Below are 26,289 nucleotides of genomic sequence, written 5' to 3'. Positions count from 1 at the left end.
TTCCCATATCTGTTTCACTTTCCTTACTTACCCGATAGTGGCACCCCAAGGTCACACTATTCAACCCAACACCTCAGTAGTTGCTTCTAAATCTCGCAATACCTATTTCCCACCCAGATTAAGCGGATTTACGCTCAACCTGGCTTATTAAATAAACACAAAAGATGATACTGTTCACTTTATCATAACATAGTAGTTGACATGAAACTTATATTATCTAATTAAATAAGGACAAAGTCAAAATAATAGCCATAATTATTGTAATTTTCTCATATTTCATATTCATTTACCCCAATTACTTTGATAAACACAACATATACCTGTATAATTGATAAGATGTGCATGGAAAGCACTTTTCTAACCCTTCCTCATTATGATTACAATAACAGACAACTCTGCTTCTCTACTTGGAAAAGTACCATCTAATACTCAGATAATATTAGTGAAACCACGCATTGCGACTAAGCCTTCCTTACGCAAGCAGGTACTTGACTTATTCATCGCAAGCGCAGTACTTATTCTATTATTGAGCTGGTTGGTTCCTATTATTGCTCTGCTTATAAAAGCTGAATCAAGGGGCCCAGTATTTTTTAAGCAATTAAGAACTGGCAAGAATGGCAAGCCTTTCTATTGCTTTAAGTTTAGGAGCATGTATCTCAACGAAGACTCGGACACGCAACAAGCTAGAAGAGGTGATGCTCGTATTACTAAGCTAGGGGCATTTATGCGTAAAACTAGCCTGGACGAACTCCCTCAGTTTTTCAATGTGCTTCGCATGGAAATGTCTATCGTTGGACCACGACCACATATGATACGGCACACTGAGGACTACTCAAAAACTGTTAACAGCTTCATGGACCGCCATATGGTCAAGCCGGGTATCACTGGCCTGGCACAAGTATCTGGTTGCAGAGGCGAGATTAATGGTCCAGAGGCTATCAAGCAGCGGTTCACTTTTGATATTCACTATTTGCATAACTGGTCCTTCCTACTAGACCTAAAAATTATTGCGCTAACATTCGTTCAAATGCTGAGAGGAAGCGACAACGCTTTTTAAGCCTTACTTCATTATCGACTTGCTAGTCAGCGAACCGCATGCGGAAACAACGAGCATAAGACTCTAATCATCAGTGCTACTTATTAAGTAATTGCACCCAAAAATGCGATTGCTAAAAGCTAGTAGCTCTAAGCTATCTTGTTCTGAGCTAGTGTCGGCCCGGAACACATTTAAGCTGGGCTAGCATTAATGGCTCAAAAATGTATTACATCTGATAATCGACGTCTTTACCATGCGTCACTAATAGCACTGCACACCTATTCTACACCATACAACAATTCGATATATACACGATTGATAAATCTGATTTAACTGAGTAAGCGCTTACTCAATTGGGAAGGTTCAAATACTGATTTGCACATACACAGCTATAAGCCTTACTAATTAGCACCATGCACAGGTTAATATGATGCCGACATCAGACACTAAATAAAATTTCTAGTAATACTATCAACTCAAGATTAATGAGATAAAATAAAGAGCTACTTCTCATAAAAAGAAAAGTGGCACTATAAATTATTCAGATAATAAATGCAAGAAACCTAGTTAAGAGGTTATTAATTATAGAAGTTGATTTTATAAAGATTTATTGCATTTTTTTGGCATTAATCTATCAATTTGATTATAACAGATGCTTCAACTGCTATATTTGTTGTTGCAATAGCTTTCTTCAATTCGAATAGTATACCATCAGTATGTTATTCTACGAAGATGTTCTTCTACCTTTTTTCTGAAAATACATGCGCTTCACGCATATTCTTCCATACATACTGTTAGTTTTTGTTTTTTCCTGTACATCCAGTAAAAAGCTATCATATTTCAGGAATCTTGACGAAAAAGGAGATTTTCGAACTCCTATTGGAGCGATAGAGGAATCGCAAATTCAGCCGAGCGACGTGTTATCTATAACTGTCAGCAGTCTAAATCCTGAGTCTAATATCCTATTCAATAATGGGGTATTAGCGACGGCTGGCAGCGGTGTACAGTCTACTACCCCCACTCGCAGTAGCGAAGGCTATCTAGTGGATAAAGATGGCAATATCAACTTTCCAGTCATAGGCTCTATCGCTGTTGGTGGCCTTACAAAAGCGCAGGCAAGTGAAAAGCTCACTGCTGCTCTTAAAAATTTCGTCAAGAATCCAATCATTAATATCCGTTTCCTGAACTTCAAAATTACGGTGATGGGTGAGGTTACCCGCCCATCAAGCTTTAATGTGGTGAGCGAACGGATTAATATTTTGGAAGCACTTAGCCTAGCCGGAGATATGACGCCTTACGGCAAGCGCGAGAACGTTTTGGTAATTAGAGAAAAGGACGGGGTTAGAACTACTTCCAGAATTAACCTAGCCGATAAAAATACCCTGAGCTCACCTCTCTTCTATCTCCATCAAAACGATATCGTGTATGTAGAGCCATCGGGTAGCCGCGCGCTGCAATCGAGCACTCAATCCTTCTACCTACCTATCGTACTGACTGCCCTATCGGTAATAAGTATATTCATATCTGTTTTAAAGTAAGTCATCATAATAGCTATGAATAATAAAGAATTATTTCCGTTAGCTTCGGAGAAGCAAAATCATAAGGATATTGGCCAGCTACTGGCACAATATACTAAGTATTGGTACTGGTTTGCTTTAAGCTTGGCTCTTTGCCTAGGCTCTGCCTATGCTTACCTAAAATACTACGCGGTACCAGAGTATTCCATTACTAGCTCGCTTCTTATCAAAGATGACAAGCCAGGAGCTACATCGGCCGACGAGTCTTTTAATTTGAATCTCTTTGCTAGCTCAAAGAATTTAAATAATGAAATAGAAATATTGGAATCCATCAGCCTGATGGAAAGAGTAACGCAAGCCTTAGGGCTTAATATTACTTACCACACAAAGGGGAAATTTCGCAACACTGAGCTATACGGCAAGCAATTGCCTATTAAAATAGTAGTAGACAGACTTAGCCCAGAGATTACTAACCAGGATTTTCTGCTGAACCTTGGTAAGGGTACGGCTTTTGATTTAGAGGAAAACGGCAAACGCACTTCTTATAGCTTCGGCCAGCAAATAAAACGGCCCTACGCCGACTTTACGATTGTGGCCGATAGCAATGCGCAGTTGCTCGCCAATTATGCAAATAGCCAATTGCTGGTGGGCCTGCATAACCCTAAGACGATAGCCAACAATTATCGGCAGAGCATCCTAATAGCGCCGGTGAGCAAGGATGCTACTGTGGTGAAAGTAAGCATGGCGGACGCCATTCCAGAGCGCGGCCGCGACATCATCAACAAGCTAGTGGAGGTATATAACCAAGAAGCCTTGGAAGATAAAAACCAGACGGCTACTAATACCATTCAGTTCTTAGATGAGCGCCTGAAGTTTCTAACTAATGAACTTACTGGTGTAGAGAAAAAGGTAGAGCAGTATAAGAGCCGAAATGAGGTTACCGATATGTCAGTACAGGCCTCTAATTATTTAGAGCAAGCTAGCGACTATAATAAGAAGTTATCGGACTGGACCATCCAAATCAACGTTCTCAAGTCGATAGAAAATTATCTGACCAAGAATGGCAGCCAATACAAGCTTGTTCCTAGCGCCCTAGGTATTCAAGACCCTACCCTAGCGGCACTAATAGCCAAATTCAATGAATTGCAGTTGGAGCGCGAGCGCATGCTCCGCACCACGGAACTCAGTAACCCACTGGTCGTGAACATTGACCAGCAGCTTGCCAACTTGCAAACCAACATCCTAGAAAATTTGCGCAACATCAAAAATGGTTTGCTAATCACTAGCAACAACCTACGCGCCAATTCGGGTCAATTTAAGTCACGCATTCAGCAAGTGCCCCTACTAGAGCGGCAGTTACAAGATATCAATCGTCAGCAGGAAACTAAGCAGAAGCTCTATCTCTACCTACTGCAAAAGCGGGAAGAAGCTGGCTTGTCTCTGGCCGGCACGGTAGCTAATACCCGCATCGTTGATTCGGCCATCAGCACCGACTATCCTATCCGGCCTAGCAAGCAGATTGTATACTTGGCTGCCTTACTGGTAGGATTACTAGTCCCTTTTGGCAGCGTGTATGCGAAGGGCCTGCTCAATGAAAAAGTAGAGAATCGGCATGACGTTGAACACCACACTATCACGCCCATTATTGGCGAGCTATCTCGCAACAACCAAGGTCCGCTGGTGATGACCAGGGGAAACCGAAGCGGCTTAGCAGAGATGTTCCGTTTGATTCGCACCAACTTACACTTTGCAGCCAATAACCCCGACGAGAAAGTGATTCTGGTCACTTCTAGTATGAGCCGAGAAGGCAAGACCTTTATCAGCCTAAACCTAGGAGCTACCCTAGTGCTATCGGGTAAGCGCGTGGCAGTGCTGGAAATGGATTTGCGGCAGCCTGCCCTGCTGCAAATGCTAGATATGTCTACGCAATTTGGCCTCACCGATTATCTCCAATCGCAGCAGACAGCCATTGACAGCTTATTGCAGCCTGTACCCCAAGTTGATGGATTGTTCGTTATTGGAGCTGGTCAGCAGGTAGCTAACCCAGCCGAGCTGATGATGTCTCCAAAGATGGGCTATTTGCTGCATGAGTTGCGCGAGGCCTTCGACTACATCATCATCGATACGGCGCCCGTTGGCAAGGTAGCAGATGCCTTTACACTGAGCAGCTATATTAACCAAACTATCTACGTAGTGCGGAGCCGGTTTACGCTTAAAAAACAGCTTGACATTGTCGATAGTATTTTGAAAAGCGGCAAGCTACCCAATCCGCTGATTGTTCTAAACGACGTGTCCGTTGACACAAAGAATGGATATGGGTATGGGTACGGCGAAGAAATCAATCAGAAGAAACGGCTATTCAGCCGAGCGACTATCTAAATAAGGCATAGTTTAGTATCAACTATTTTTAGCCATGGATGTAACGCAAGTTTCTATTGTAATCCCTACTTATAAAAGACCAATTCGCGTAATAGAAGCAGTTAGGTCCTGTCTGAATCAAATACTACCACCTTACGAAATAGTAATAGGGGATGATTCTCCAGACACAGTTACCGAAGAAGCAATAAATCAAATAATTTCAACCACATCAATTCCTATAAGATACATTCGAAATACACCATCATTAGGGCAAGTCAACAATGTGAATAACTTATTTAGTAATGCTAAAGGAGGAAGCATCATGTTGCTTCATGATGATGACTTGATACTTCCTGAGTCTTTATCTACACTAACTGCTATACTTGCGAATGACCCTACGATAAGTATTGCTTATGGTCGACAATACATTATTAATGAGCAAAGCGAGATAGACCCTGTATCATCAATAAGCTTTAATAAAGCATTTTACAGAGACGCAGAATTTGAAGGCAGCATACTTACACCTTTTGAGGCTGGCTTAAGCCAACAAATACCAAACAATGGTTATTTAATCAGAGCAGCTGTACTTGAAAAAGTTCGCTTGAGGTCTGAAGCAAACGACGGATGCGATTTTGACTTTGGTTTTCAACTGGGCAAAGCTGGTTATAAGACTTACTTTATCAATAAATACCTTGGTATGTATCGATTATCTGCCCAGTCTATATCCTCTTCTAAAACAAGCGATATGGCGTCTCAAGCATTTCGATTAATACGCGATTGTGCAGCTGATACTCCAAGAGCAAAAAGTATTAGAGCTAAGCGAATGCTTGAAAGAGCACCGATTGCGATTACTGAGTATGCAATCAGGGGTAATCGCAAAGATGCATTTGAGATTTATTTTAGCAAATGGTATCGAGGCCGTATTATTTCCCTTGGCGGAGCGAAGAGATTTATACAAATCTTATTTCCTAGTATTTTCAATAGATAATTTGGGTACGCTATAAATATTTTATTAGTGTATCCAAAACTCAGCTATAGATACTAGCTAATTGGCTTTATATTATAAAAAATGCCTATTCAACTTCTTAATTCCTCACCTCGTCGGGCCAAGCTAGTTGAGTGGGGACGTTTGATTACAATTACGGGGACAGCTCAGATAGCAGTACAGGCACTTGGGTTTGCTGGTGGCGTCTTAGTAATCAGAATACTACCGACGCAAGAGTATGCGCTCTATACGCTGGCTAACACGATGGTGGGTACTATGCTGTTGCTAGCTGATGGCGGTATCGCCACGGGGGTGATGTCGCAGGGCGGTCGCGTGTGGCAAAGCAGGGAACGGCTGGGGGCAGTGCTTGCCACAGGCCTACACCTGCGGCGCAAATTTGCGGTAGTGAGCCTGCTACTGGCACTACCTGCCTTACTCTACCTACTGCGGCACCACGGCGCTAGCTGGCTAATGGCGGTTTTCATTACGGCAGCCCTCATTCCGGCCTTCTTCACTACGCTGTCAGGCACACTCCTCGAAATCGCGCCCAAGCTGCACCAAAATATCGTGCCTCTACAGCGTTACCAAGTAGAGTCGTCAGTGGGGCGTGTGGTTCTACTGAGTTTGAGTCTAGTTATCTTTCCCTGGGCCAGTCTGGCCATACTAGTTGCCAGCTTGCCACAAGTATGGTCTAACTGGCGCCTGCGCAAGTTGACCAAGACTTATGCCGACGATACACAGCCGGTAGACCCACTCGTGCGGCAGGAAATATTGGCGAAGGTAAAGCGTCTGCTACCTGATGCGCTGTATTATTGCTTTGCGTGCCAGTTTGCCATTTGGCTTATCTCGTTTTATGGCTCTACGGCTGCAGTGGCCCAGATAGGTGCCCTAGGGCGCCTGGCCGTGGCTCTTAGCCTATTTACCGTTCTTTTCTCCTCCCTAATACTGCCGCGCTTCGCTCGTTTGCCCGACCAGGCTGGAATGCTGTTTCAGCACTTTACGCGATTAGTAGTGGGGTTACTGGGCCTGAGTGCTGCCATAGTATTCGGCACCTGGGTGCTAGCCAACCCCATTTTATGGGTATTGGGCAAGCAGTATGCGGGCCTCCAAACCGAACTGACACTGATGATGGTCGGCAAGTGCCTGAGCATGGCGGCGTCGCTGACGTTTCTGCTATGCACTAGCAAGGGCTGGATTATCAACCCTCTTATTTCCATTCCTCTAGGTATCATATCTACTGGGCTCGGCGTTTTCTTTTTCGATTTCTCTTCTTTACAAGGGATATTCCGGCTCGACATTTTCGTCGCCCTTGTTCAGCTTCTAATGCACGCTACCTACGGGATTTATAAAATCAGGCAGTTGGCCCGATCTACCACGCCTGTCCCAGTTGCTTCCGTGCTTGAGCCACAATCTACTCACTCCTAATGGCTGCGTTGCGTAAAAAACTATTGATTGTGGGTGCTTCGCAGGGCGGCTACGGAGGCATTGAGGCCTTTATGATAGCCATGGCCGAAGCAGCCGAAGCATGGCCCGAGTTTGAAGTGCGACTGTGCTTTAAGTTAGTGAAAGGCGCTACGTTTAAAACAGAGCTAAAGGAACTGGCCGAGAATGTGTGCCGCCAGGTATACTACGTGGAGCGGGGCTCATCTAACCTCTTGAGCCTAATACGGTGGGCTGATATTTTGCATGTACAAAATATGCCACCGGACATCGTTTTTCCGGGCCGCCTGCTCGGCAAGAAGATATTTTTGACAGTGCACAACCGGCGGCTACCAGGAAATAGTCTGCACACAGCCATTTGGGGAATTACAATTAAGCTAGCCAACCAACGTTGGTACAATTCTCGTTTTGTGTGGAGCACTTGGGAGCCAAGGATAAAATCAAACAATAGTGATTGCATCCCCACCGTGTGCCGGTTGCCGCAGCAGCAGTGCCCGCCCGAGCAGCGCAAGGGTTTCATCTTCGTAGGACGCTGGATTACGAATAAAGGCTTGGAGGAGATACTGCAAGCCTACGCGCTAGCTAAATTTTCGGCAGCTGACTGGCCCCTAACGATACTAGGCGACGGCCCGCTCAAGGAAAAGGTGTTGGGCCTACAGGCCGAACTAGGTCTAACCGACGTGCACATGCCAGGCTTTGTCGATGATGCTGCCAAGCAGAAGTACGTAGCCTCTGCCCGCTGGCTGTTGGCACCAGCCCGCACCCAAGAAGACATGGGTCTGACGCCTATCGAAGCCCGTAGCGTAGGAGTGCCTGCCATCGTGACGCGTGATGGTGGCCTACCCGAGTCGGGCGGGCCAGCCGCTTTCATTGCCGAACCCGGCAACGTGGCCGACTTGGCGCGGTGCATGCAGGAGGCTGCCGCCATGACCAGCCAAGAGTACCGGCAGCGTAGCGAGCTAAGCCACAGTTCGCTGGCTCAATATCTGAAGCCAATGGAGTTTTACCGGACAGCCTTTTCACAATAATGACTGCTGCGCCGACATTTTTTTCTATGCCTGAGCTACTTAATAAGAAACTAATCGTCATCGCCCCGACTGCTCCTCCAGAGGTGTGCGGAGTGAGCGACTACGCCTACAAAGTAGCGCAAGAGCTAGGTAAACAGTACGCTGATGTCGCCATCGGAGCTGACCGCCTACCTGAGGCCCCCGTGCCTGGGCACGGGCTGCCGCTGGCGCACTGGCAGGAACTGCTACAGCAAGCAGCGGCGGCGCCGCTGGGCACCGACGTGTTTCTGAATTACACTCCTACTAGCTTTGCGCGCTCAGGCTTGCCCATTGGGCTACTGAAGGCGCTCCGCCACTTTACCAAGAGCCGCCCGGATAACCGACTATTTGTTTTTTTCCACGAAACCTGGAACGACAGCCGTGACTTGCGGTTATATCAGCAAGTGCAGCAGCGTATTGTGCGCTCGGCCATGGACCGCATCGGCCAGCTTGCTACTGGGGTTGCCGTTGTTAATAGCGAGCAGCAGCAGAAACTAGCCCAGCTTTTACGACGCACCAACGTCCGCGTGCATCCTATCGGCTCTAACATAGTACCGCCTCACCCCGAGGCCGGCTTCTTGAGCGAGCGTCAGCCGGGCGAGTGGCTAGTGTTTGGGCTGTCGCACACGCGCTTATGGTCGCTCGAAGCTAACCTGCCGCTGCTCAAGGCAATGCATGCGCAAGGAGTACTGCGCCACATTCGGTCCATAGGGCCCAGTGACACGAAGTTTGCCCGTACAGAAAAAGAACTGATAGACAATACCCTAGGCCCTAACATACTGGTGCAGATGGGGGCGCTGGCGGCTGACGAGATATCGCAGCAACTCCTAAGTGCCCAAGCCGCCTTGGTGGGCCTGAATGCCAACGGCCTCAAAAAATCAGGCACCTTCGCCGCCATGGCTGCGCACGCCGTGCCAGTTATCTGCGAAGCAGATAAGGACCTCGATTACCCACCAGGAGCGGCCTTGTTTCAGCCCAGCGAAGTGCTGGCTGACCCTGGCATACTGGCCAGCACTGCCGGCGAAAACCGCCGCCGCCAACTGCACAAGTGGTTTTGGGCTACGCGCAGTTGGGAAGCCATTGGCCAATCGCTCCACACTTGGTTGCAGGAAACACCACGCTAGCTATCCTAGACTGGCTAACGTGGCCCTTACTATTTCCCTTATATGAAAGCCGTTCTTTCGCACCCTACTGGCAACCGCAACGTCCGGGCTATCCTGGCCTCGCTTCTGGCGGCTGACCAGCTGGCTGAGTTTGACACAACGCTGGCTATCTCGCCGCAGGCGGCTTGGCTGCGCCTACTACCGGGCGGTTTGCGCCAAGAATGGCTGCGCCGCACCTATGAGGTGCCGGCACACCAGTGCCACTCCCATCCCTTCCGCGAGCTTAGTCGCCTACTACTGCCCAAGCTGGGGGTGCGCTCGCCTCTGCGCCACGAGCAGGGATGGGCCAGTATGGATGCTGTATACCAAGACTTTGACACAGCCGTAGCCCACCGCCTAGGTTCGCTGCAGACACGGCATGGAGCCGATACGGTGTATGCCTATGAAGATGGAGCTTTGGCTACCTTCACGCGGGCCAAAGCCTTAGGTATGCGGTGCGTCTACGACTTACCCATTGCCTACTGGGAAACTGGCCGGCAGCTTATGCAGGAAGAGGCAGCTCGGCTACCGCAGTGGGCCCCCACGCTGGGCGGGGGCATTCAGGACTCGCCAGCGAAGCTAGCCCGCAAAACGAAGGAGTTGGAGTTGGCCGATGTAGTAGTGACTCCTAGCCTATTTGTGCGCGATTCGTTGCCCGCCTGGGCACGTGAAAAACCCACTATTATGGTACCCTTCGGCTCACCGACCAGCACTACTGCTACGCTGCCCACAGCAGCGCAGCGCGCCAGCCGGCCACTGCGTGTGCTATTTGTAGGTGCCCTAGGTCAACGCAAAGGTCTCGGCGATTTGATGGCGGCCGTGAAACAGCTCGACCGTCCCGACTTGGAGTTGGTACTACTGGGTACCCCACTGGCGCCACTTGAGTTTTATCGACAGCAGCTTCCGCAGCTCACCTACGAGCCCGGTCGCCCCCATGACCAGGTGCTTGCACTCATGCGCACCTGCGATGTTTTTTGCCTCCCATCCATTGTAGAAGGCCGCGCTTTGGTGATGCAAGAAGCCATGAGCCAAGGCCTGCCACTACTAATAACGCCTAATACCGGAGGCGAAGACTTAATTGAGGAAGGACGCACGGGCTTTCTAGTACCTATTCGTTCGCCTGAGGCTATTGCCGAAAAGCTCAATTGGTTTTTGGATAACCGCTCGGCCATTCCTGAGATGGGGCGTCTAGCCCAGCAGCTAGCTGCTCGCTACACGTGGGAGAGCTATGGCACCCAGGTTTTTACTGGTCTCACCGAACTAGCCAGCAATCATCTAGCAACCACTTAAGGTTCCTCTAGCACTTTTTTCTTCTATGTCACACTTTGCCACTACCCTGCCTGCCCCTGGTGCCTACCCGGCTATCCGGCCCGCCCGGCCGGTTGTGGCTACTGACCCCAACCAGCTGCTCAAGCGTGGCATTTGGGCATACTTATTACTCCTGATTTTTGAAGGGGCACTACGGCGCTGGGTGTTACCTGGCTTAGCCACGCCCCTGCTTATAGTGCGCGACCCTCTGGCGCTGTGGTTGATAGTAATGACCTGGCGGCGCAGCCTGCTCCCGGCCAACCCATATATGACTACGACAGTGGCCGTCAGCATCCTAGGTATTATTAGCGCCTTGCTACTGGGGCATGGCAACCTGACGGTGGCAATATATGGAAGCCGCATCTTACTGCTCCACTTCCCAATGATATTCGTAATTGGCCGCGTATTCAACCGCGCCGATGTGGTGAAAATGGGTGCCGCGCTAGTATGGATGACCGCGCCTATGGCTCTGCTTATTGCCGTGCAGTTCTACAGCCCCCAGTCTGCCTGGGTAAACCGGGGCGTAGGTGGCGACATGTCAGGGGCGGGCTTTGACGGAGCTATGGGTTTTTTCCGCCCGCCCGCCACTTTCTCTTTCACTAATGGCACGCACCTATTCTTTGGGATGGCCGCATGCTTCATTTTCTACTTCTGGCTTCACCCAAAAGGTATCAACCGTTTGGCCCTGATAGCCGCAACAGTTGGTCTACTGTCGGCCATTCCGTTCTCTATCAGCCGCAGCCTACTACTTTTCACGGCTGTAGCGCTGCTTTTTACAGCTCTCGGGATGCTACGCCATCCTAAAAACATTGGGCGGCTATTGCTACTAGGCATGGGCGGCGTGTGCGTATTACTGCTGCTAAGCCGAGTGAGCGTGCTACAAACTCCCATTGAAGCCTTCGTAAGCCGATTTACGGCGGCATCCGACGTAGAAGGCGGCCTAAAGGGCTCGCTGGGCAATCGCTATCTCGGTGGCATGCTTGAAGCCTTAGCTAACTCGGGTCAACAGCCCTTTTTTGGCTATGGTATTGGCATGGGTACCAATGCGGGCAGCGCTATCCTGACAGGCGGGAGCAGGGCCTTTCTGATTTCGGAGGGCGAGTGGGGTCGGCTTATCGGCGAGCTTGGTCCATGGCTGGGACTCTGCATCATTTTCGTACGCATGGCGCTGTGCGTCAAGCTCACGGTGGCCTGCTACAAGCGCCTCCGCCAAAACGACATTCTACCCTGGATACTACTCGGCAATGGTCTACTGATGATACCCCAATCGCAATGGGCGCAGCCTACAGCGCTTGGATTTTCCACCCTCATTGCTGGGCTTATAATAGCATCTCTGCGCCCTGCCCATTCTTAATTTGCTTTTGCCTCAATGCGCGTAATTTTAATTGGCAATTATCTGCCCGACCGCCAAGAAAGTATGCTGCGCTTTGCGCAGATGCTGGAGGGTGGTTTTCAGCAGGCTGGGCTCACCGTTGAAACTTGGCTGCCAACTGTAGTCTTGGGCCGCTTTGCCACCAATACGTATGTCGGCGTAGGTAAATGGCTTGGGTACCTAGATAAGTGGGTGCTATTCCCCCTGGTGTTGCGCTGGCGCCTGCGTGGACGGCAAGCCGATGCCACTTACCGCTACCATATCTGCGACCATTCTAACGCGCCGTACCTAGCGCATCTACCTGCTGCTTACACCGGCATCACTTGTCACGACGTGCTCGCCATTCGCGGTGGCCTGGGTCATGCCGATGCGTTTGTACCAGCTTCCCGGCTGGGGCGCCTACTGCAAACCTGGATTTTGAACAACCTAAGCCGCGCTCGGCACCTTGCAGCAGTATCGCATTTCACACTTGGCCAACTTCGTGAGCTAGCGCCAGCCGCAACAGCCGCGCCTACGTGGCGCGTTATTCACAACGCCTTCAACGCTAAGTTTTGGCCCATGCAGGCCTCTGATGCCTGGAAATTTCTGCAAGGCACCGGCTTGCAGCCCGATACTCCTTTCCTACTGCATGTAGGTTCCGACTTACCGCGAAAAAATCGTGCGCTACTGCTCGATATGGTGGCCGCCCTAGGTAGCCGCTGGACAGGAGTTATCTGCTTGGCCGGCGATGCACCCGAGCCTGCACTGCTTGCTAAGGCCAAGGCATTGGGTTTGAGTCAGCGCCTTGTGTCCATTGCCCGACCTGTGCACGAAGTGCTGGTAGCACTATACAGTACGTGTGCAGCGTTTATTTTCCCTTCCTATTCTGAAGGCTTTGGCTGGCCAGTTATTGAAGCGCAGGCTTGCGGCGCCCCAGTTATTGCTAGCAGTATTGCCCCTATGCCTGAAGTTAGCGGGGGCGCAGCCCTGCACGCCTCCCCAGACGACGCCCAGGCGTTTGCCGAAGCATTTCTACAGCTTTCAACCAGCCCGCTTGGAGCCGAACTAACGCAGCAGGGCTTTGCTAATTGCCAGCGCTACGCGCCCGCATTAATGACGGCAGCTTACCTCGATTTATTGGACCTGCCAGCCGTGCACTCACCTCTTCAGCCAGCCTAACCTTGATTTTAAAGATTCTTTCTTTCTTACTACCATGGTCGTTACGGCGGCGAGCACTGGTGCGGTGGTTTCAGTTTGAGATTCACCCTACTGCTCGAATTGGATTAGCCTGGGTTTTTCCGGATAAGCTAATAATGGGTGCTCACGCGCACATTGACCATTTTACCGTCGCCATCCACCTTGACCGACTCGAGTTGGGCCGCAATGCTACCATTGGGCGCAATAATTGGATAACCGGCTTTCCATTAGGTAGCGATTCGCCCCATTTTCGTCACCAGACCGACCGAAGCCCGTGCTTGCTAATAGGTGAAGCCGCCGCTATTACCAAAAACCATCACCTCGACTGCACGCACACCATCAGCATCGGGCCGTTCGCTACCATCGCGGGCTACCAGTCACAGTTTCTGACACACTCCATCGATGTTTTTGAAAATCGGCAAGACAGTGCTCCTATTAGCATCGGGGCGCACACGTTTGTGGGCACTAACTCGGTAGTATTGGGCGGTGCCATATTACCCGACCACTGCCTACTCGGCGCCAAATCGCTCCTCAACAAGGCCCTTACTGACGAGTGGATGCTCTACGGGGGGGTACCGGCTAAAGCCTTGCAGCCGCTGCCCAAAACGGCTAAATATTTTACCCGCACCGAAGGCTTTGTGTACTAGCCCTAGTTTATCCGCTCGTTTCTTCCGGCGAAATTAAATGCGTATTCTTCTTATCGTCCCCTCTTACAAGCCAGCTTATATTTACGGAGGGCCCATCGTGGTTATAGCCCGGCTGGCCGAAACCCTGGCTGCTATGGGCCACTCCGTAACGGTATATACTACTACGGCTAACGGCAAAACCGAACTGCCCGTGGCGGCTGGCGCCCCGGTACTGGTAGATGGGGTAACGGTTTATTATTTTAAACGCGTGACCGGCGACCACACACACGCTTCCCCGGCCCTATGGCGCCACCTTGGCCAGACCGTCAAGGACTTTGACATAGTGCACATTCACTCGTGGTGGAACCTCCTAGTTATTGGAGCAGCCTGGATTTGCCGTCGACACGGGATAACGCCTATTGTTTCACCACATGGAATGCTGAGTAATTACATTCTAGACACGAATAATTCTGCTAAAAAGAAAATTGTACATTCTTTGATTGGCAAGCAATTATTAAAGCAGTCGATAGTACATGTTTCTACGCAGCTAGAATGGGAAGAATCACAGGCAATAATTCCTGGATGGTCAGGCATAATAATTCCTAACCTAGTAACACTGCCCCAGAAGACTACGCCAAGGGTTGATAATGACATCTTTACCATTGGCTTCTTGTCACGCATTGACCCTAAGAAAGGTCTAGACGTTTTATTTAAAGCTCTTTCCCTTGTCCAATTGCCCTACCGTCTACTAGTTGCGGGGGCTGGTAGCGAAGAATACACAAAGGAATTGCAAGAAATAGCTAGCGCCACCAACATCGACAACAAAATACAATGGGTAGGCTGGAAAAACGGAGAAGCTAAATTTGAGTTTTTCGCTGGCCTTGACTTATTTGCGTTAACGTCGCACAGTGAAAACTTTGCCATCGTCGTTATTGAAGCCTTGGCTACTGGCACCCCAGTATTGATTAGCGAGCAGGTCGGACTGTACCAATTTGTGCGGACCCACGATTACGGTTGGGTCACGACACTTTCGCCTCCCGAAATAGCGGCCACTATCGAAGCCGCCATCCTGGACAAGTCGAAACGCACACACATCGCTAACGTTGCCCCAGTTGCCATTCGCCGCGAGTTTGATGACCGCTATCTGGCGCAGCAATATCTTGATTTTTACGCCGCGTCCACCCCTTACGCATTGCAGGCCTCATGAACTCACTTTCAGTTATTATACTCACCTTTAATGAGGAGCAACATATTGAGCGGTGTATTCGCAGCCTACAAGGCATCGCTTCGAACATTTTTGTGGTCGATAGCTTCTCCACTGACAATACCTGCGCCCTAGCTACGGCCCTTGGGGCCCAGGTGTACCAGCGTAAATGGGTTAATTACAGCACCCAATTTAACTGGGCATTAGCTAACTGTCCCATCACTACCGATTGGACTATGCGCATGGATTGCGATGAGTACCTACTGCCTGAGCTAATTACCGAAATCAACCAAAAGTTACCGCACGCTGCAGCAGCTACGGGGGGCTTCATTATTAAGCGGCGTGTGTACTTCATGAACCGCTGGATTAAGCATGGTGGTTTTTATCCGCACCGGCTGCTCCGCATTTGGCGCACTGGCCAAGCCGTACTCGAAGACCGCCAGATGGATGAGCATGTGGTGCTAGAACGTGGCGAGACGGAAGCCTTTGAACACGACATGGTCGACCACAATCTCAACGATCTAACTTGGTGGACCGGCAAGCATAACCTTTATGCAAACCGCGAAGTACTTGACCTACTTGCCATTGAGTCCCATACCACGGCTAGCCAAAACGTAGAATCGACTTTGGCGGGTGAACAATATTCACGCAAGCGCTGGATGAAGGAGAATATGTACAGCAAGATGCCCTTATTTCTGCGGGCGCTAGTCTACTTCAGTTTTCGCTATTTCATTCAGCTAGGCTTTCTTGATGGTAAGCCAGGCTTGATTTGGCACTTTCTCCAGGGATTCTGGTACCGGTTTCTAGTTGATGCTAAGCTCTATGAGCATAACCACCGCCGGCAGCAGGCCACACTAGCAGTTCCGGCCCCAGCCTCCGTTCCGCAATCTCTATGACGCCTACTCAGCCAATTATTCATACCGACCTCTCTCGCTTTAGTGTGGGCAGCTACCGGGCAGGCCCGAAGTGGAAAGTCTTGCTTTGGTATGCCGTACACTATTTCTTCTTTGATAGCTCTTTGCCGTGGCCTTACGGTCTAAAAACTCAGCTGTTGCGTTGGTTTGGGGCACGCGTAGGCAAAGGTCTGGTTATCAAACCGCGAGTGCGCGTAAAAAACCCATGGCGCCTAACTATTGGCGACCATTGCTGGCTGGGCGAGGCAGTATGGATTGACAACCTAGCCGATGTGCATATTGGCAGCCACGTCACACTTTCGCAAGGAGCACTGCTGCTTACTGGCAACCACGATTATACTGTCAGCAGCTTTCCTTACCGCCTAGGTGCTATAACCCTCGAAGACGGCGTGTGGGTCGGCGCACAGTCTGTGGTGTGTCCCGGCGTCACGTGTCCTTCGCATGCCATCCTCACGGTTGGGTCGGTGGCCACTCGCTCGCTCAATGCCTGGGGTATCTATGCAGGCAACCCAGCCAAATTCGTGCGCGAGCGAGTTATTAACTCCTAGTTATCTCTTCTTCCCTTTTACTTATTTTACCGAGCATTTATGCGCCTATTAGTCAGTAGTATGACCTTTGCGCCCGACCATAGTGGCATTGCATTATATGCCACTGACTTTGCTGTGTATGCAGCCGAGCAGGGACATGATGTAACGATGGTAACGGGCTTTTCATGGTATCCAAAATGGCAAAAGCGCCCCGAGGACCGACGCAAGCTGTTTCGCACCGATTTTTACAAAGGCATCAAGGTGCTGCGAGGATATTTATATGTACCTAAGAAGGTAACTACTGTTACCCGTATGGTGCAGGAAATTACGTTTCTGCTCTTCGCTTTCTTTAATTTTCTGCGGGCCGGCAAGCACGATGCTATCGTCCTCTTTACTACGCCTATCAACCTAGGATTACTGGGCGTGTTGTTCCGTAAGATATGGGGGGCCAAGCTGATAATTAATGTGCAGGATTTGCAGTTGGACGCGGCCAAATCCTTAGGTATGCTAGGTAAGCTGCCTATAGTAGAGACTATGGGCGCGCTCGAAAAATACAGCTACCGTAAATCTGACATGGTAGCTTCCATTTCTACGGCCATGACGGACCTCATTCGCCAGAAGGATATTTCTGATGATAAAATATATCTGTGGCCCAACTGGATAAGCGTGGCTGATGCCAATATGCAAGGCCGAGAACTGGCTTTTCGGCAGAAGTTTCCTCAGTACCGCGATAAAATTATCGTGGGCTACGCGGGCAATGTAGGTATTAAGCAGGGCTTGTCAGTGTTAATTGATTTGAGCAAGCGTTTTGAAGACCAGCCTAACCTGATATTCTTAATAATTGGCCAAGGTGGTGACATTGATAACTTGAAGCGCTATGCACAGCAACAACAAGTAAAGAACCTCGATTTTATTGACTTCCTATCGCAGGAAGACTACTTCCATTTTCTTACCGACGCTGACATTGTGTTTTTATCCCAGAAAAAAGATTCTGGTGATGTGTATTTCCCATCAAAGCTGCTCGGTATCATGGCTAAGCAGAAACTCATCATGGTATCTGCGGATAAAGAATCCGAAATCTACCGGGTAATTAATAGCAACAAGGTAGGTCTTTCGGCCGACTTTGGGGATATCGACCATATGGAGCAGTTGTTACACCACTACCTGCGCGACACACCAGCTTTTGATAATTACAAAAACAACGCCTACCGCTTTGTGCAGCAGTACGACCGGCAGCCAGTGCTGCAGGATGTATTCAACCAACTCGAACGCTTACAAGCAAACCTAAAAATATCTACCAACCAAGAGGTTGTAGCCTCATAGTTTTTACTCATGAAAAAAATCTTAGTTACGGGCTCTAGTGGTCTTATCGGGAGCGAGGTAGTGCGCAAATACTGCCAGAACGGCTGGCAGGTATACGGCATTGACAACAATATGCGCGCCGACTTCTTCGGGCCCAACGGCGACACTCGTTGGAATCAGTTGCGTCTGTTGTCAGACTACCAGAATTTCAATCATATTGAACTAGATATTCGTGACCGCCAAGCAGTGCTCGATAGCATTGGCGATTTGCGCCCCGATGCTATCGTGCACACGGCCGCCCAGCCTAGCCACGACCTAGCGGCCAGCCGTCCTTTTGACGATTTCGATGTGAATGCTGTAGGCACGCTCAACCTACTAGAGGCTACACGCCGCCACTGCCCCGAGTCGACGTTCGTGCACATGTCAACCAATAAAGTGTACGGCGACGCACCTAACCGTCTGAACTTGGTAGAGCAAGAAACCCGCTGGGATTTTGCCGATGCTAACTATTACGACGGTATTAAGGAGTCGTTTAGCATCGACCAGTCGAAGCACTCCATCTTTGGTGCCTCTAAGGTAGCAGCCGATGTAATGGTGCAGGAATACGGCCGCTATTTCAATATCCCGACCTGCTGCCTACGCGGCGGCTGTCTCACTGGCCCCAACCATTCAGGTGTAGAGCTCCACGGCTTCTTAAGCTACCTTATCAAGTGCAACCTAGAAGAGCGCAAGTACACTGTGTTTGGCTACAAGGGTAAGCAAGTACGCGATAATATTCACTCACACGATGTAGTTAGCTTTATGGAGGAGTTTATCAACAATCCGCGCGTAGGTGAGGTGTATAATATTGGGGGCGGCCGCGACAACTCGATTTCCATTCTGGAAGCTTTTAAGCTTATCAGCGAGATATCGGGCAAGGAGATGAAATACGATTATGTGGACCAAAACCGCGCCGGCGACCACATCTGCTATATCTCGGACCTGCAAAAGATGAAAGAGCACTATCCCAACTGGGATATTACCAAAAATCTGCGTACCACCTTCGAGGAAATCTACGAATCGTGGCTCACTCGCACTAAGATTAGCTAAGCAGTTACTTAACTGGACAGTCAATTTCTAATATAGTTTTTGACTGTGCCTGTACCGAACTGCTAGTTATTAATAAGCCTACTACAGCTTTATAAATAAAAGACCGCAAATTCTTTTTAAAGAACGCCCTTGAATGTATACAACTCATTCATGGGCGTTTTTTTAGTGCCTATCCTCCCCGATTGAGTTAATAATATCACTAATTACAGATACCCACATGAAAATTATTAGGGGTGCAGATTAAACGCCTAAATTAAACAATAAGCCATAATAAAAATCCTATGCTATGAAATATATAAAAATTAATATCTTTCTATCTATTTATTGGTAATATACAATTAATCTGACCCTTTTTTAACCTTATGGCTTTTAAAATTCTATTTATCGGATTAGATTTGTGCTGATTAACCATACTGCCTATATGAAAATAATTAAAAAAACAGGGTTGTACTCCCGTCTATTTAGCTATCCCTTCTGGCTGTCGGTGGTAGGTTTGGCGCTACACACTACCACTGCTAGCTCTCAGACTACGATAAAGTTTACTTTAGATAAGAAATACACTACTAGTGCGGGTGTTTACAAAGCAGATGGCAGTTTAGTCCGCACTTTGTGGCGTCGCGAGTCTTATAACGCTGGCACGCACACAGTGGCTTGGGATGGGAAGGACGATGCAGGTAATGCAGCTACGAGCGGTCCATTTCAGGTAAAGATGATTTACCACAATGTGCAATATGTATGGGAAGGTGCTATTGGTAACACCTCGCAGGCTCAAGCAGGACCGCACGTGTATAATGGCTATCTACCTATCCGTGATATGGCAGCTACCGACACATCCATGCTTACGGTAGCAGGTTTCAACGAAGGACAATACAGCATGAGGCGCTTTCCGCACGCTAACCCAGCCTACCCAACTAATGCTGGCCGCGTTGATGGATACACAGCCTTCAGCTTACTCGACACAGATGGTACCAACGTATATATGGCCAACAATGAGGGCGGCGTAAATACAGGCGGTACTACCTCCTTTGTCTATGCATTAAAAGTGCGTGACAACCAAGAATTTTCATTTCAAGCTGGTCAGACGCTGCGACTTAATGGAAATTACCCTAATCAAACTTATGCTAGTGTTATTGACCTAGACCAAGTTAGCAATACACTAGCTAGCGTAGGTTTTACAGTTCTTTCCAACGCAGCCACCGGTTTAGCAGTCCAAAAGAACGGCAATATCTTGGCGGTAGCTCATCGTGGGCAAAATGTCATCCGTCTCTTTGATAAGATAAAAGGCAATCTCTTGCGTACTATCTTGGTCAATAAGCCAGGTTCGCTCAGCATGGCGCCGAATGGTGACTTGTGGGCTGTAACGGGTAGCAATGTTGTTCGCTATACTAACCTAGATACTTCACCTACTGTTGCTACTACCATCACAGGCTTTGTGAATCCTTTAGCACTAGCCACTGACCCGACCAGCGATGACTTGGTATTGGTGGCTGACGGAGGAACCAGCCAGCAAGTGAAAGCTTACAATCGCAGTGGTAATCCACAGTGGACGTATGGGCAACAAGGTGGCTATCTAGCAAATGGTAACGAGGTACGCAATGACAAGCTTTGGTTTAATCAGTCTAGCGTAGGGGAAACTACCTTTTTGACGATAGCACCCGACCACTCTTTCTGGGTAGGTGACCCAGGCAACAACCGCTGCCTACATTTCTCAGCTTCGCGAGCATACATCAACCAGATTATGTATCAGGCTCATACCTATGCAGCAGCGGTTGATGCCAATAATCCAACGCGTGTATTTAGCGAGTTCCTAGAATTTCAGGTAGACTACAGCCGACCTATTGGTGAATCATGGACCTTAGTGCGCAACTGGCGCGTAGGTCTCGATAACAAATACTTAGGCTTTGGACAGGGCCTACAGCAAGTAACAACGCTAGCTAATGGGCGAACGTACGCAATGGTAAATTTGCCGAAAATGTACTACCCTGAGCTAGTGGAATTAGCCGGGTCCCAACTGCGTCCCACTGGCATTAAGCCTACCACAGGCTTCGACAGTGGCTCTGCCACCTTAGAGCCTGATGGTTCATTAGTACTGGCACCTTATAATCCTGCAGCTAACGGCACAGCTGCTTGGCAGAAACGTACCATTACAGGTTTCGACGCTACTGGCAACCCACAGTGGAGCAGCCTCACAGCACTGGCCAGCGCGCCAACAGCTAATAAGGACCCATATCCCCGACCCGGCGGCGCAGGCGGGGTACGCACGCCGCTTACTTCTAACGGCTTAGTTATTTCTTTTGACAACTCAAAAAATGACAATTACCACCTAGGGGCTATTAAGCCAGGTAGTACAGCATGGTTGTGGAGAGCCTCACCTACTGGCGCACTAGATGGTAAGGGAAGCTATGACATTGGTAACAATGTCGCGTATGGGGGCAATATCGTCACTGCAGCAGGACGCAATATTGTGTATGGTTACCATGGTGAGTTTTGGGGCGGTGCTCAGGCCAGCCAATGGATGCATTTTTATGACAACGGCTTGGTGGTAGGCCAATTTGGCGAGACTACTGTAGGGCGCTTCGCTAGTGAAGGAGTACTAGCTGGCTCAGCAGGCAATGGCCTTTCTCCTACTCTACTTACTCAAAACGGCGAGACGTATCTCTGGAGTAATGATGAAGGCGGACATGGCCCCATTCGTTGGCATCTAGTAGGCACCAACTCGATACAGGAAGCTATAGGTAGCGGCACTCTCAATAGCACTATCACTCTAATATCCACAGCTACCGCTTTTCCTACTCAAGTATCAGCAACGCCTAATAATGCACAACTCCAGATTGGCTGGTCGGCGGTAGCTGGAGCCAGTAGTTACACTGTGCGTTATTCGCGGACGCCAGGTGGACCCTATATAACAGCCGCTTCAGGCCTTACAACTACTAACTATACCTTAGGAGGCCTGCTCAACGACACGAACTATTACCTGATAGTGGATGCTAAACAGACTAATGGCACTAGTGCAAGTTCTGATGAGATAGCCGCTACCCCCTACGACCCAGCCGTAGTAGTCCACTTGGCCGGTGCCACCACTAGTAACTACACTGAGCTAAACGTCAACTCAGCTGCTACAACTAATGGCAAACCTGCACTTCAGGTGATGCAGCCTTTGCGCTACAGTGCAGATAAACTGCAGCTAGATGCCGTAGGCAGCGGTGGTTATGTTATCTATAACTGGGGTGGTGTGACAATCCCGGATAAGTTAGTAGGCTTTGACAAAGCCAATCTACCCAGCACTACTACGGTAACAAAAAGTACCACCGGCTGGCGCAACGATAATTATGTCAAACTCACGTTCAAAGTTGATGGAGTGGCTGGCTCCGACTATAGTCTCTATAGCAACCCTGCCGGCCGCCTTGACATTACTGTAAACGATAATAACTGGCACTATCTCACGGCGTTTTGCCCGGTACGCTTCGATGAAGCTCGCGACTGTCGGGTTGTTCTCACTCCAAAAGGCAAAACGAGCCCAGCAGCTACGTACATTATTAAGGAAGACCTTGGCAAAAACCACATTATCCAATTTCGCTTTAAGGGTGATGTCAGTTTGACAATAGATAATAAGAACGGCCAGGGTGGAACAGTACAGGCTATCTTCTTAGATAACGACCCAGTAGCTACTACCATCCTACCTGCTAGTCAGCTTGCAACAGTAGCAGCACCACAGCTTACTAACTTTGTACTAGTTAATGCTGATAACGGACAGGATATTAAGCAGCTGGTTGACGGTGAAACCATTAATCTCCCAGCGCTGCCAACGCGCAATCTAAGCATCCGAGCTAATGCTAGCTCTACTACCGTTGGGAGTGTATCATTTAGCCTAACTGGCGCGCGGCAGCTTGGAACCACCGACAATACAGCTCCCTATACTATGTTTGGAGATAACAACGGCTCCTATGTGCCCTGGCAAGCTATCACAGCTGGTAATTATACAGTTAAAGCTACACCTTATACGGCAAGTGCAGGCACCGGCACAGCTGGCTCAACACTTACTACTACGTTCACCATTACCGATATCACAAAGAGCGCTCCTGTTACTACAGCACTATATCAAATCAACGCTGGGGGTAATCAGCTAGCCACCTCCCAAGGGGTGTTTCAAGCAGATAATTTCTATTCTTCCTCTATCAACAGAACTGCAAGCACTACCTCAGCCATCGCTAATACAGTCGATGTTGCCCTCTACCAAACGGAACGACGCTCGGATAGCCGAGTACTCAGCTACAATTTATCGGTACCTAAAGGCACTTATACTGTTATCCTACACTTCGCTGAAACTCAGTGGACTGCGGCTCGCAGAAGGCAGTTCGACGTAACAATAGAAGGTAAGAAAGTTCTTGACAATTATGACATTTTTGCTAAGGCAGGCGCCAACGCAGCGCGCATAGAGAAATTTACTACTACTGTTAGCGATGGTGTATTGTCCATTGGCTTCAGTTCTCTGCCTAGTGATGGAGGTCTCGATTATCCTACTGTAGCGGCCCTACAGGTAGTAAGTGGAACAGTAAGTACGATAAACACAGCAAGTAAAGTATTAGCAGCTAGCGCTACCTCGTTTAGCCTAGCAGAAGAAGCTGTAGTAGCTAAATCAGCTGTTTATCCTAATCCCACTGCCGACGGTAAAATTCACTGGGTTTTGCCCACAGCGGTGCAAGGGGATGTACAAGTAAAGCTGACCTCAGTTACTGGAAACGCATTACTGTCTAAGAGTATTTTCTTAGCCGAACCATCTTCGGAACTAAGCCTAGACTTCTCACAAATACTGAAGGTAGCGGGAGTTTACTACTTACAGTTACAATGCCAAAACTGGTCTGCTAGCACCAAAGTATCTTATTCAGGTAAATGATTCTTTTTTCTTGATTAGTGTACCAATAAGCAATATCCATTAACGTAAAACGGGCCCTAGTACCGATTGGTACTAGGGCCCGTTTTACGTTAATGGATATTGCTTATCTAATTATTAAAATTCGTATCGTAGCATTAAAATAGCTTATGCATCAGCTAAATAGCACCTGTACTGTTACACTTTTTTTAAGCTATTCCTCAGCCTATAACCGTTTCCCGTATCGCAACTGAAGTTTTACTACTCAGCTCGCGCACGGCGGTTGCAATACCTGCGGCATCGAAGCCACATTCTTTATAGAGTTGGTCTTGCGTGCCGTGCTCAACTACCCGGTCGGGGATACCTAGGCGGCGCACTGCAAGGTGCTGGCCCTGGTCGGCCAGGAACTCTAGTACAGCTGAGCCAAAGCCACCTTGCAAACAGCCATCCTCAACCGTTACAATGGCGCGATAGCGGCGAGCGATAGACAATAGCATTTCTTCATCAAGCGGCTTGCAAAAGCGCATGTCGTAGTGGCCTACTTCAAGACCTTCAGCAGCTAGCGCGGTGGTGGCTTGCACAGCATAGTTACCGATATGGCCGATGCTGAGAATGGCTACTCCACCAGCTTCGCCTTCGCGCACCACGCGGCCAGTACCAATGGCTATGCGCTGCAAGGGGGTGCGCCACTCGGGCATCACGCCTTCGCCGCGGGGGTAGCGGATACTGAACGGCCCGGCATTTTCGGGCAGCTGCGCGGTGTACATGAGGTTGCGCAACTCCTGCTCGTTCATGGGCGCTGCTATTACAATGTTCGGGATACAGCGCATGTAGGCTAGGTCATAGCAGCCGTGGTGCGTGGGGCCATCGGCACCGGCAAAGCCGGCCCGGTCGAGGCAGAACACAACGTGCAGGTTTTGAAGGGCTACATCGTGGACTACCTGGTCGTAACCACGCTGCATAAACGAAGAGTAGATGTTGCAGAACGGCACCAGGCCCTGCGTAGCCATGCCAGCTGAGAAGGTTACAGCATGCTGCTCGGCTATGCCTACGTCGAAAGCCCGGTCGGGCATGGCCGCCATCATGATGTTCAGCGACGAGCCGCTGGGCATGGCTGGCGTCACGCCCATGATTTTATCATTGGCTTGAGCTAGCTCCAGCAAGGTGTGGCCGAATACGTCTTGGTACTTGGGCGGCTGTGGCTTGTCGGGAATTTTGGTAAAAATCTCGCCCGTGATTTTATCAAACAGGCCCGGCGCGTGCCACAGGGTCTGGTCTTTTTCGGCCAGCGCGTAGCCTTTACCCTTCACCGTGACGCAGTGCAGCAGCTTAGGGCCAGGAATGCTCTTTAGGTCGTTGAATACTGCTGCTAGGTGTTGCACATCGTGGCCATCAACGGGACCGAAGTACCGAAAATTTAGCGCCTCAAACAGGTTGCTCTGCTTAAGTAGGGTCGCCTTCATAGCGGCTTCTACCTTGCGAGCAATCTGCTGCGGGTTGGGCCCGAACTTGGAAAGCTTGCCGAGCACATTCCACAGCTCGTCGCGCACTTTATTATAGGTGCGCGAGGTGGTGATGTCGGTCAGGTACTCCTTGAGCGCGCCCACGTTAGGGTCGATGCTCATGCAATTGTCGTTGAGCACGACAATCATGTTATTGTTGAGCGCGCCGGCTTGATTGAGTGCCTCGAAGCTCATGCCGGCCGTCATGGAGCCATCGCCGATAACGGCAATATGCTGGCGGTCGAACTCTTTCTTATAATCGGAGGCCACCGACATACCTAGGGCGGCGCCGATGCTGGTGCTGCTGTGGCCTACGCCAAAAGCATCGTACTCGCTCTCGCTGCGCTTGGGAAAGCCCGACATGCCACCGTAGCGGCGGTTGGTAGGAAAGCGGTCGCGCCGGCCAGTCAATATTTTATGGCCGTAGGCCTGGTGGCCCACGTCCCACACCAGTTGGTCGTAGGGAGTATTAAAAACGTAGTGCAGAGCTACCGTTAGCTCGACCACCCCTAGGGAGGCGCCGAAGTGCCCACCGTAGATGCTTACCGTGTCGATAATAAACTCGCGCAGCTCAGCGCTAACCTGCACTAATTGCTCAGGGGCTAGCTTTTTAAGGTCGTCGGGCGAGGTTATCGCCGCCAGTAGCGGACCGGGTTCAATCATCATCGGGCAAGCGTGTACAGAAGAAGAGGCAGTGGGTAACCGCTAGGCCGTCTAAAAGATTGGGCGGTTGAGACAAAGGTACGACAGCGCCGGCTGGGCGGTTCTGGCACGGCGTGCACTTAAGGTAGCGCTTACAAAAAAAATGCCACCTAGGTCTGCTTTTCGCTGGACCTTTGCCTGGCGTAGTGGCTTGGGGCACTGGCAATACCAGC

The 26,289-nt window shown here is 49.5% G+C and carries 18 protein-coding genes; 17 read left to right on the top strand and 1 reads right to left on the bottom strand.

Annotated elements, in window-relative coordinates:
• Positions 1-373: 373 nt before the first annotated feature.
• The 17 genes from JAO77_RS13065 (at position 374) to JAO77_RS12985 (ending at position 23,936) form a co-directional block, all read left to right on the top strand.
• A complete protein-coding gene (locus JAO77_RS13065; protein WP_198990810.1) occupies positions 374-1,057 on the top strand; it encodes a sugar transferase in 684 nt (227 codons plus the stop codon).
• A gap of 740 nt (positions 1,058-1,797) precedes the next feature.
• Positions 1,798-2,574 (top strand): polysaccharide biosynthesis/export family protein, encoded by a 777-nt coding sequence (locus JAO77_RS13060; RefSeq protein WP_198990809.1) that lies wholly within the window; start codon positions 1,798-1,800, stop codon positions 2,572-2,574.
• A gap of 15 nt (positions 2,575-2,589) precedes the next feature.
• Positions 2,590-4,932 carry a GumC family protein gene (locus JAO77_RS13055; protein WP_198990808.1) on the top strand — a complete coding sequence of 781 codons (2,343 nt, stop codon included), beginning with the start codon at positions 2,590-2,592 and terminating at the stop codon, positions 4,930-4,932.
• A gap of 34 nt (positions 4,933-4,966) precedes the next feature.
• Positions 4,967-5,899 carry a glycosyltransferase family 2 protein gene (locus JAO77_RS13050; protein WP_198990807.1) on the top strand — a complete coding sequence of 311 codons (933 nt, stop codon included), beginning with the start codon at positions 4,967-4,969 and terminating at the stop codon, positions 5,897-5,899.
• 273 nt (positions 5,900-6,172) lie between these two features.
• Positions 6,173-7,321 carry a polysaccharide biosynthesis protein gene (locus JAO77_RS13045; RefSeq protein WP_198990806.1) on the top strand — a complete coding sequence of 383 codons (1,149 nt, stop codon included), beginning with the start codon at positions 6,173-6,175 and terminating at the stop codon, positions 7,319-7,321.
• Positions 7,322-7,329: 8 nt separating this feature from the next.
• Positions 7,330-8,364 (top strand): glycosyltransferase family 4 protein, encoded by a 1,035-nt coding sequence (locus JAO77_RS13040; RefSeq protein ID WP_198990805.1) that lies wholly within the window; start codon positions 7,330-7,332, stop codon positions 8,362-8,364.
• A 26-nt stretch (positions 8,365-8,390) separates the two neighbouring features.
• Complete coding sequence (locus JAO77_RS13035; protein ID WP_198990804.1) at positions 8,391-9,506, top strand: hypothetical protein; 1,116 nt, start codon at positions 8,391-8,393, stop codon at positions 9,504-9,506.
• A gap of 42 nt (positions 9,507-9,548) precedes the next feature.
• A complete protein-coding gene (locus JAO77_RS13030; RefSeq protein WP_198990803.1) occupies positions 9,549-10,814 on the top strand; it encodes a glycosyltransferase family 4 protein in 1,266 nt (421 codons plus the stop codon).
• Positions 10,815-10,839: 25 nt separating this feature from the next.
• A complete protein-coding gene (locus tag JAO77_RS13025) occupies positions 10,840-12,186 on the top strand; it encodes a hypothetical protein (RefSeq protein WP_235998404.1) in 1,347 nt (448 codons plus the stop codon).
• A 15-nt stretch (positions 12,187-12,201) separates the two neighbouring features.
• Positions 12,202-13,362, top strand: coding sequence for a glycosyltransferase family 4 protein (locus JAO77_RS13020; protein WP_198990802.1), 1,161 nt, complete (start codon positions 12,202-12,204; stop codon positions 13,360-13,362).
• Between the two features lie 134 nt (positions 13,363-13,496).
• Complete coding sequence (locus JAO77_RS13015; RefSeq protein ID WP_235998403.1) at positions 13,497-14,027, top strand: acyltransferase; 531 nt, start codon at positions 13,497-13,499, stop codon at positions 14,025-14,027.
• Positions 14,028-14,064: 37 nt separating this feature from the next.
• Entirely contained in the window at positions 14,065-15,213 is a 1,149-nt protein-coding gene (locus tag JAO77_RS13010; RefSeq protein WP_198990800.1) for an XrtY-associated glycosyltransferase XYAG1, read from the top strand.
• Positions 15,210-16,106, top strand: coding sequence for a glycosyltransferase family 2 protein (locus JAO77_RS13005; protein ID WP_198990799.1), 897 nt, complete (start codon positions 15,210-15,212; stop codon positions 16,104-16,106). The genes JAO77_RS13010 and JAO77_RS13005 overlap by 4 nt, the downstream gene beginning before the upstream one ends.
• Entirely contained in the window at positions 16,103-16,672 is a 570-nt protein-coding gene (locus JAO77_RS13000) for a WcaF family extracellular polysaccharide biosynthesis acetyltransferase (protein WP_198990798.1), read from the top strand. The genes JAO77_RS13005 and JAO77_RS13000 overlap by 4 nt, the downstream gene beginning before the upstream one ends.
• A gap of 60 nt (positions 16,673-16,732) precedes the next feature.
• The gene (locus tag JAO77_RS12995) at positions 16,733-17,974 is read left to right on the top strand and encodes a glycosyltransferase family 4 protein (protein ID WP_198990797.1); all 1,242 of its coding nucleotides are present in this window, start codon (positions 16,733-16,735) and stop codon (positions 17,972-17,974) included.
• Positions 17,975-17,983: 9 nt separating this feature from the next.
• Complete coding sequence (locus tag JAO77_RS12990) at positions 17,984-19,042, top strand: NAD-dependent epimerase/dehydratase family protein (RefSeq protein ID WP_198990796.1); 1,059 nt, start codon at positions 17,984-17,986, stop codon at positions 19,040-19,042.
• 421 nt (positions 19,043-19,463) lie between these two features.
• A complete protein-coding gene (locus JAO77_RS12985) occupies positions 19,464-23,936 on the top strand; it encodes a malectin domain-containing carbohydrate-binding protein (RefSeq protein ID WP_198990795.1) in 4,473 nt (1,490 codons plus the stop codon).
• Positions 23,937-24,133: 197 nt separating this feature from the next.
• Here JAO77_RS12985 and dxs read toward each other — a convergent pair whose 3' ends face one another.
• On the bottom strand, positions 24,134-26,080 hold the full coding sequence (gene dxs / locus JAO77_RS12980) for a 1-deoxy-D-xylulose-5-phosphate synthase (protein ID WP_198990794.1): 1,947 nt from the start codon (positions 26,078-26,080) through the stop codon (positions 24,134-24,136).
• Positions 26,081-26,289 lie beyond the last annotated feature (209 nt).

This window comes from Hymenobacter sp. BT559 (genome assembly GCF_016427535.1).
In the GTDB taxonomy this organism is placed as follows: domain Bacteria; phylum Bacteroidota; class Bacteroidia; order Cytophagales; family Hymenobacteraceae; genus Hymenobacter.
The sequence above is the reverse complement of the archived record's forward strand: the minus strand, read 5'-3'. Positions and strand labels throughout refer to the sequence as shown.